Raw genomic sequence first — 8,459 nt, forward strand, 5'->3', positions numbered from 1 at the left:
TCATTCTTACAGACAATGGTGCCTCATTCAAAGATCCAGCTATTTTTGAACGGCCTGCAGGTGAACTTCTATCCCGTGTCTTTTACTGCGATCCCATGGCTTCCTGGCAGAAAGGACGTCTGGAAAAAAATCATGAATTCATCCGTTATATTATCCCCAAAGGTACGACATTCGCAGGCTTGGACCAGGAGCAGGTAACTCTGATCACCAACCACATCAATAGCGTAGCAAGAGCCAGTTTAAACGGCTGCACCCCGTTTGAACTGGCTCTGCTGCTGATAGACAGAAAACTGCTGGACCTCTGCCAGCTGGAAAGGATTCCCGCCAACCAGGTGATCCTTAAGCCATCACTCTTGAAAAAGTAACTGCAAGATCCATTTCCGGTGTTGGTTTCATAATCAGGCCGGTGGAAGTTACTTTTTCAAAAGTACTTTCAGTGGTCCAAAAATCATGCCCATCTTCCAGAAAAAGCTTTGTTTTCTGCCCTTATTATATGTTAATTTTTACGAATAATCCAGAACTATATGGACGTTAGTCCTGCAAAAAAGTCTTATTTTACCTGTGTCAATGTATGGTGGAAGTTACTTTTTCATTCAACCTTTTCACATTCTCACATTTTTCTATTTTCCTACAGCATCTCCCTCAGCTGATAATTTGTATACACCTGTTCATAATCATATTCCGAATCATACCTGGTAAGTGTCACCATAGGATCTGCACCTGGAATGATCTGGTAGCTATAGGAAACCTCGTAATCCTCATCTATAAATTTCACAGCACCCTGGTTTTCAGAGCCTTCTGTGATTTCTGTCCTGTAAGCTGTGAAAACACGTCCGCTGTTTATGTCATTTGCCATGGCAGTCATAACTTCGGCCAGATTTCCAAGATCCTCATTTATCGTAAACTGGTTCCAGCGGTCTACCAGAACCGCACCATAGCATTTATCGCCATACTCACTGGTGGCCTCTCTCCAGCAAATGTTGATATAGTTATCATCCGTTATTCTGTAGCTTCCAACATAGTCCCTGGGATCATAATATTCATCTCCTGCCCAATGAGCTGTAAAGGTTCCATTGTCCTCATCCAGGGAAACTTCATAACCTTTTTCCAAATTCGCAGCCCCAAGATAGCGGGCAATGATTTCCTCCGGATTGTCTGTTTCCGGATGATAAATGTAGGGATTCTCCTTTGGAATCTTAGCCTTTTCACTATCTTCCAGATCGTCCAGATTATCCAGGCTCTGAGCTTCTCCTGTCTGCACCAGTTCCCGCCCGAAAATCACCTGGGTATCCTCATCTAAGCTCCCCACAAACTCTCCGTCCACTGTATCAAGATAAATGTCTCCTTCCTCCAGGGAAACAAGTATTTTCCCATCCTCCAGTTTCCATGAGACCTTCAGAATTTCTGCCGAGTCTGGCTCCTCACTATTGTAGGACATTTCCATGTAAGCACTTCCGTCTTCCATCAGCCTCATTTCCAAGTATTGGTTCAAATATTCCGCTACATTGTGACGTTCGCTGCTTTCGTCAGAATATATTACATAATTGGCATACCAGATGCCCATATAGTCCTCCGGATTTTCGATTTCTGCATGGGCAATAGCTGGAAACGATGCAGTGATCAGCATTCCGGTAAATATTGCAGCAATTATTCTTCTTTTCATAAACACCCTCCCTGGATCATATAATTTTTCTGAAAAATATAGTTTCAGCTTTGGTCACTGTTCACAGGGAATGTTTCGCGAGGTGTTTTTTGTGAGCAAAGCTCACAGAAAACCCGAGACTTGCGGCGCGAAATCATGCAAATGCATGATTTCTGTGCATCGCGGAGCGTGTTGCTGTAAACGGAGTGAACAGTAACCAGCTTTGCAGCCAGATACAAAACAGTAACCAGAAATTTTTTCTACAACTGTATCATTCTGCTGTAACTATATTATAAGAAATTCACCCAGGAAAAAGCACTATACTCTGGTTAGTATTTTTCTCATTTCCCATATAAAAAGAATCCTGCTTGCAGGATTCTCCGCCTGCGGCGGGGCCGCCTCGAGCGACAGCTATCCTTCCGCCGCAGTGCGCTCCTGCCCGGTAGGGCTTTTAATATAATAGGCAATTCCAATAGAATTTCCTATTACATTAAAAAGGCGTCCCCTGCAAGCTGAACCACTTACAAGAACGCCCTATACATCGGATATTAAGTAACTGCCATATTAACTTGTCAGATTTTTCAGACACGCTCTACTGCTCTATACCATATTCTATCTCTCTAAAAGCTTCCCAATCAGGCTTGTCACCAGAAACGCCGCAATATCCACAGCCACAATGGTAGACCCTACCGGCGTTCCGCCCAGAATGGAAACAATAATTCCAAAAAATGCACACAACACGGATAAAATCGCCGAACAGATAATTACTGCGCTGAATCGTTTATAGAGCCTCATTGCCGACAGTGCCGGGAAAATGATCAGAGCTGAGATCAACAGGGACCCCACCAGATTCATAGCCAGCACAATGATCACCGCTGTGATCACCGCAATCAGAAGATTGTACATATCCGTCCTGGTTCCAGTAGCTTTTGCAAAATTTTCATCAAAGGTAACCGCAAATATCTTATGATAAAATACTGTAAACAGTGCCACAACAATAACAGACACCACCACACACAGCCACACCTCAGCTGTGGTCAGAGTCAGGATTGACGTAGAACCAAACAGGCTGCTGCACACATCTCCGGAAATATTAGAGCCTGTGGAAAAAATATTCATCAGCAGATAGCCAACTGCCAGGGCTCCAACAGAAATCATAGCGATTGCCGCATCTCCTTTGATCTTCGTACTCTGTCCTGTACGAAGAAGCAGCACCGCACAGATCACAGTTACCGGCATGACAAACAGCATATTGTTGCTGAAATTCAGCACTGATGCAATGGCCATAGCTCCGAATGCCACATGGGACAGTCCGTCCCCAATAAAGGAAAATCGCTTCAGCACCAACGTTACCCCCAGAAGAGAGGAGCAAAGTGCAATAAGCACGCCTACGATCAAAGCATACCACACAAATGGATACTGGAAATAAAATGCCAGTTTTTCAAAAATTCCGCTCATGCTTTTCCCTCCTCTCCAGCATCCACAAGCCGCTTTCCAATCTTGCTTTCCAGATATTCCTCTTTTGTTCCGAAGAAAACCTTCTGTCCAATATGCAGCACATGACTTGCATAAGTTGCTACTTCACTGATATCGTGGGAAATCATGATGATGGTTACTCGGTCTTCTTTATTTAATTCGTTGATAATCTGATACATATCCGCAGTTGCAACCGGATCCAGACCAGAAACAGGCTCATCCAGAAGGAGGATTTTCCTTGTGGCGCAAAGGGCTCTGGTCAGAAGCACTCTCTGCTGCTGCCCGCCGGACAACTGGCGATAACAACGGTCAGCCAGATCCGTGATCCTGGTTTTCTCCATCAATTCGCGGGCTTCTTTTTTCTCTGCTTTATTGTAAAAAGGACGAAGCCCCATTCTCCCCAGGAAACCGGACATCACAATTTCATCTACCGAAGCAGGGAAGTCTCTCTGAAGCGCAGTCTGCTGTGGCAGATAGCCAATCTCGTTGATTTTTAAATCGTCTCCCAGAATGATGCTGCCACTCATAGGGCTCTGAAGATGAAGAAGGGTTTTCATCAGTGTGGATTTCCCAGAGCCGTTTTCTCCTACGATACAAAGGTAATCACCGGAATTTACGCTGAAATTCAGCCCGGACAAAATCGCTTTTCCTTCATATCCCAATGTAAGGTTCTCACAAGTAATCAGACTCATAATGCCTCCTTCAGAATCTGGAGATTATTTTCCATGATGGAAAGGTATGTGGTTCCCTCTTCCACATCCTTTGTAGTTACGGACTGCATGGAATTTAATGTCAAAATCTTCTGATCCTTAGTATTTGTATTTTCAATTACTGCTTTCGCCACTTTCTGATCGGAATTCTCGATAGTGAGAACAGCCGGAAGGTTCAGCTCATCCAGCTTACCAGCCAGAAATGTGATGGTCTCGAAGCTGGCATCTGTTTCTGCGGAACAGCCGGCAAATGCAGCGTAATAGGTAAGATTATAGTCGTCAATTAAATAGCGGAACGGGAAACGATCCGCAAAAAGCAGGGTTTTTGACCGGGATTTCTCCACTGAAGTCTGGTATTCCTGATCCAGAGCTGCCAGTTTTTCTTCATAAGCCTCGGCGTTCTGCTGATAAAGCTGGGAATGCTCCGGATCAGCATCAGCAAGACTACTGGCAATGGTGTCGCAAAACAGAGACGCATTTTTCAAGGACAGCCAGACATGCTCATCGTATTCCAGATCATCATCGTGGGTATGCTCTTCTTCGTGAGTGTGGCCGTCTTCTTCCTGCATTCCCTCTACAAGCTCTTCCTCCTTCACCTGATCTCCCAGCACATCCATCAGGTTGATTGCTTTTCGGTCTGGGTTTCCGGCGCCCTTCAATGCATCGGCTACCCAGGAATCAGACTCACCGCCTACATAAATAAACAGGTCACAGGTGGATACCTTCAAAATATCTTCCATGGTAGGCTGGAAACTATGCATGTCTGTTCCGTTACCCAAAAGCAAGGTAAGATCCACATTCTCAGCCTGGTCACCCAGGATTTCCTTTACCCAGTCGTATTCTGGAAAAATAGTGGCTACAATCTGAAGCTTCTGACTATCTGTGCTGGCATTCTCCTGTTCGCTGCCATTTCCCCCGCTCTGGCTTTCCGTCACACCGGAATTGTCAGTTCCTGCCGCCGCACCTGCACCGCAGCCTGCCAAAAGGCAGGCCGTACCTATTGTGGCAGCTGACATGAGTAGCCTTTTGAATTTATTTTTTAATTTGTGCATGTTCAACCTCATTATTTTCCTCTACACTCCTCACAGATTCCATAAAACACCGTCCTGGTAAAATCCCACTGAAATCCATGGTCTTCCAGCATATGCTCGCCCAGATGTGTCATTTCCCCGCATTCCAGATGAATCACCTTTCCACACTTCTCGCATTTGCAATGAAAGCATATATGCTTATGACAATGCTCATCATGTCCCAGATACTCGAAGCATGCACTGCTAGTGCCGTCTACCACATATTTAGCAACCAGTCCCTGCTCCACCATCCGGTCAAGCTGGCGGTACACCGTTGTGGTTCCGATAGAAATCCCCTGACTTTTAAAGTATTTGCATATATCGCTGACTGTAACATGTTTTCCTTCCATAGAGCACAGATAATTCTCCAGCTCTGTAATCTGTCTGGTACGATATTGTGCTTTTTCGCTCATTTCCCGCGCCTCCAATTTGAAAATCATTTTCATATTATAGCAGATTCTTTTTCAAAGTCAATATGAAAATCGTTTTCATTTTTATCATTCCGTATTTTTTACAGTGCAATCAAAAATTCTCTTGTTTCTGCAGCATACAAGTGCTATTCTTATTCACAAAACAGACATGTCGTCTATCGGTGACATCACTATATATGAAAGTTTACATTTCTAAAGGAGCCTGACATCATGGAAAATATAAGTTATGGAAAAATTGTTCTGATCGGCGCAGGTCATGTGGGATCTGCGATTCTGGACTCTCTTCTGCGAATGAATCTTGCAGATGAGATCGTTGTCATAAACAGAAATGAAAAAAAAGCATTGGGAGTCGTACTGGATGCCAGCCACACCACCGCCTTTGCATACAGTGCCAACGCAAACATCCGGGTGGGTACCTACGAGGACTGTAAAGACGCCCAAATTATCATCAACACCGCAGGTCCCAGCATTCAGCCAGGTAACTCCCGTGACCGCATGGTGTTGCTGCAGACCAATGTACAGGTGATGAAAGAGATCATGACACAGATCACCACTTACACCCGTTCTGCCATTATTATTAATGTTTCAAATCCAATGGACATTCTTACTTATATTGCACAGAAGGAATTCAACTACCCCCGAAATCTTCTGATCGGTACCGGTACTCTTCTGGACACCGCCCGCTTCAATAAAATGCTTGCCGACCTGTGCGGCGTAGATGCCAAAAATGTCACCGGATTCGTTCTGGGCGAACACGGCGGCACAAGCTTTATCCCATGGAATGCGGTTAATATTGTAGGAATTCCTTTCCATGATTTTCAGAAACAGTTTGGCCTGAAAGAGCCTGTTGACTGTGAGAAGCTACTTCACGAGGTGAAGGTCAGCGGTCTGGACATTGTAGAACTGAAGGGCTACACAAGCTCCGGCATCGCCCTTAGCGTCTGCCGTCTGGTAGGAGCCATTATGCGAAATGAACGTGCCGTCGTACCGGCTTCCGTTGTTCTGGAAGGGGAATACGGATTAGAAGGAATCGCAATGAGCCTTCCATGCGTTATTTCACGAAATGGAGTGGAACGCACACTGCAGATTCCGCTGGATAAAGAAGGGGAGAAAAATCTTAAGATCTGCTACGAGTATCTCCGTAATGTAATCAAGAGCATTTCCTGACACCATAAACAATAAAAGCTTACTACAACTTAGACATTTATTTTTTCAATGTCTAAATCGCAGTAAGCTTTTTTACTTATAAAACATACATAAAGTTAATTCCTATGATAATGGCAAAGCATTCCAGTTATCTCTTGCACCCACTCGCAATGGCGTGTACCGGACATGCCTGCTTACACCGTCCGCAACGGATACATTCCGGACTGTTGGGGTTTTCCACAGGGTTGACCACCATCTGGCAAGCCTTTGCACATTTTCCGCAGTGAACGCATTTTTCCATATCTACACGGTAGCGGTAAATGGAGACCTTATTGAATACGGAATAAAATGCGCCAAGCGGACAAATATAACGGCAAAATGGTCTGTAAATAATAATGGAAAGAACAATTGTCACGATCAGAATTGTATTTTTCCATATGTACAGCCAGCCAATGGCACCACGCATAGCCTTGTTCAAAAGTACCAGCGGCAGTCCGCCCTCCAAAGTTCCGGCCGGACAGATCAGCTTACAGAAATAGGGAGCTCCCTGCCCCATTATATCTGTGAGAAACAGGGGAAGCAGAATTACAAATACCAGAAAAATCACGTATTTCAGCTTTCGAAGAAGCTTGTCCCCTTTGAAGGTACGGATTTTCTTTGGAAAAGGAATCTTGTTCAGCAAATCCTGGATCAATCCAAACGGGCAGAGAAAACCACACACCAGCCTTCCCAGGATCGCACCTACGAAAATCAGAAATCCGATTACGTAGTAGGCAAATTTAAAGTTCCAGCTTCCAACCACAGCCTGTAAGGAACCAATTGGACAGGCTCCTGCTGCCCCGGGACAGGAATAGCAGTTCAGTCCCGGAACACAGGCATTTTTCAGCTTTCCTGTATATATTTTTCCAGTTACAAATCCGGATATATGGGAATTTGTAAGTGCCGCCCAGAGTGCCTGTATGGTATGCCTGGGCCAGTTTTTTATGTTCATTTTCTTATCATCCAATTCCAATACACTCCATACAGATATTTACAGCTTTTGTAAAAACAACTTCCATTTCACCACGATAAATACCAAAGGCCATCATCAGAATCCCCACCGCTGCAAGGGCGATTCCTGTCCATTTGGACTGGGTGATTTTATTTATATAATTTTTCATCCTACATTCCCTAACCACTTTTTATTTTCCGGAATTAATTTTTTCCAGTGCATCCTCTACAGCTGTTTTCCAGTCTTCCAGATTTCTGCTGCCCATGATCGGATCTCCTACAATGTTTCCATCTTTATCTACAAAGAAGGATTCCGGGAAGCTGCTGAGACCGCTGATGCGACCATTCATGTTTCCCGCATCCGGAATCAGAAGAGGATAGGTAACTCCTGTTTTTTCCTTGAGAATCTGCGCTTTTTTCACAGTATCTTCATCTGTAGTTCCGTCCTCGCCTACAGAATCGATTACCATTCCTACTACTCCCACACCCTTTTCCTTCATTTCCTGATAAAGCTTGTCAAGGTCTGGCATTTCATTTACACATGGAGAGCACCAGGTTGTAAAGCAGTTTACAAGTGTCAGGTCATAGTCACTGAATACTTTTTCTGTATAGGCATTTCCATCAATATCTGTTGTCTCAAATGCGCCTACATTTTCTGCATCTGGGTTGGCATTTTCTGCCGGCATATCAAATACGGATTTGCTTGGATCAAATGCTGTCATTTCTGTGATCGTAGTCTCAATTTTTTCGATCTCGTCTGTCAGGTCAGACTCTGCATCTTTATTAATGCTGAGATAGTATTTATAATTTCCATCCTCGCTGGTTCCCAGCTCTTTGTGCTCATTGCAGCCTGTGATGGAATCCAGATCATCGATCACGTCCTTGCTGTAAACGCCAAGTGTGCCAACTCTTTCGATGCTCTTAAGCCAATCCTCATAGCCGGTCCCAAGAAGGTTTACATCTTCGTTTTTCTGATCCTCGGTAAGCTTATTCC

The 8,459-nt window shown here is 44.4% G+C and carries 9 protein-coding genes and 1 pseudogene; 2 read left to right on the forward strand and 8 right to left on the reverse strand.

What is annotated here, in order from left to right; translation table 11 throughout:
- Positions 1–365, forward strand: a pseudogene (locus tag AB5642_RS01800) (IS30 family transposase); the annotation flags it as partial.
- A gap of 263 nt (positions 366–628) precedes the next feature.
- Here the strand turns inward: AB5642_RS01800 and AB5642_RS01805 are convergent.
- The 5 genes from AB5642_RS01805 to AB5642_RS01825 all read right to left on the reverse strand — a co-directional run bounded on the left by AB5642_RS01805 (position 629) and on the right by AB5642_RS01825 (position 5,311).
- Positions 629–1,663, reverse strand: coding sequence for a hypothetical protein (locus AB5642_RS01805; RefSeq protein WP_173718043.1), 1,035 nt, complete (start codon positions 1,661–1,663; stop codon positions 629–631).
- Positions 1,664–2,254: 591 nt separating this feature from the next.
- A complete protein-coding gene (locus AB5642_RS01810) occupies positions 2,255–3,100 on the reverse strand; it encodes a metal ABC transporter permease (RefSeq protein ID WP_173718042.1) in 846 nt (281 codons plus the stop codon).
- On the reverse strand, positions 3,097–3,810 hold the full coding sequence (locus AB5642_RS01815; protein WP_118577697.1) for a metal ABC transporter ATP-binding protein: 714 nt from the start codon (positions 3,808–3,810) through the stop codon (positions 3,097–3,099). Before AB5642_RS01815 ends, AB5642_RS01810 begins: the two co-directional genes overlap by 4 nt.
- Positions 3,807–4,880: a metal ABC transporter substrate-binding protein gene (locus AB5642_RS01820; RefSeq protein WP_148461401.1), complete on the reverse strand. Its 1,074-nt coding sequence runs from the start codon at positions 4,878–4,880 to the stop codon at positions 3,807–3,809. Before AB5642_RS01820 ends, AB5642_RS01815 begins: the two co-directional genes overlap by 4 nt.
- Positions 4,881–4,891: 11 nt before the next feature.
- Positions 4,892–5,311 carry a Fur family transcriptional regulator gene (locus AB5642_RS01825; RefSeq protein WP_148461400.1) on the reverse strand — a complete coding sequence of 140 codons (420 nt, stop codon included), beginning with the start codon at positions 5,309–5,311 and terminating at the stop codon, positions 4,892–4,894.
- A 228-nt stretch (positions 5,312–5,539) separates the two neighbouring features.
- Here AB5642_RS01825 and AB5642_RS01830 point away from each other — a divergent pair, with 228 nt between their 5' ends.
- A complete protein-coding gene (locus AB5642_RS01830) occupies positions 5,540–6,496 on the forward strand; it encodes an L-lactate dehydrogenase (protein WP_148461399.1) in 957 nt (318 codons plus the stop codon).
- Positions 6,497–6,623: 127 nt separating this feature from the next.
- Here AB5642_RS01830 and AB5642_RS01835 read toward each other — a convergent pair whose 3' ends face one another.
- From AB5642_RS01835 to AB5642_RS01845, 3 genes are all read right to left on the reverse strand, one after another.
- Positions 6,624–7,466: a 4Fe-4S binding protein gene (locus tag AB5642_RS01835; RefSeq protein ID WP_118577806.1), complete on the reverse strand. Its 843-nt coding sequence runs from the start codon at positions 7,464–7,466 to the stop codon at positions 6,624–6,626.
- Between the two features lie 7 nt (positions 7,467–7,473).
- Complete coding sequence (locus tag AB5642_RS01840) at positions 7,474–7,635, reverse strand: CD1871A family CXXC motif-containing protein (RefSeq protein WP_148461398.1); 162 nt, start codon at positions 7,633–7,635, stop codon at positions 7,474–7,476.
- A gap of 21 nt (positions 7,636–7,656) precedes the next feature.
- Positions 7,657–8,459: TlpA family protein disulfide reductase (locus AB5642_RS01845; RefSeq protein WP_368371424.1), on the reverse strand; the 803-nt coding region annotated here is incomplete at its 5' end.

The sequence above is a fragment of the Ruminococcus sp. 1001136sp1_2201st1_G3_2201SCRN_220225 genome (assembly GCF_040924365.1).
In the GTDB taxonomy this organism is placed as follows: domain Bacteria; phylum Bacillota; class Clostridia; order Lachnospirales; family Lachnospiraceae; genus Blautia_A; species Blautia_A faecis.

Excerpts from the sequence above, each read along its gene's own strand:
- AB5642_RS01805 (WP_173718043.1), bottom strand. The coding sequence starts at position 1,663 with ATGAAAAGAAGAATAATTGCTGCAATATTTACCGGAATGCTGATCACT.
- AB5642_RS01810 (WP_173718042.1), bottom strand. The coding sequence starts at position 3,100 with ATGAGCGGAATTTTTGAAAAACTGGCATTTTATTTCCAGTATCCATTT.
- AB5642_RS01815 (WP_118577697.1), bottom strand. The coding sequence starts at position 3,810 with ATGAGTCTGATTACTTGTGAGAACCTTACATTGGGATATGAAGGAAAA.
- AB5642_RS01820 (WP_148461401.1), bottom strand. The coding sequence starts at position 4,880 with ATGCACAAATTAAAAAATAAATTCAAAAGGCTACTCATGTCAGCTGCC.
- AB5642_RS01825 (WP_148461400.1), bottom strand. The coding sequence starts at position 5,311 with ATGAGCGAAAAAGCACAATATCGTACCAGACAGATTACAGAGCTGGAG.
- AB5642_RS01830 (WP_148461399.1), top strand. The coding sequence starts at position 5,540 with ATGGAAAATATAAGTTATGGAAAAATTGTTCTGATCGGCGCAGGTCAT.
- AB5642_RS01835 (WP_118577806.1), bottom strand. The coding sequence starts at position 7,466 with ATGAACATAAAAAACTGGCCCAGGCATACCATACAGGCACTCTGGGCG.
- AB5642_RS01840 (WP_148461398.1), bottom strand. The coding sequence starts at position 7,635 with ATGAAAAATTATATAAATAAAATCACCCAGTCCAAATGGACAGGAATC.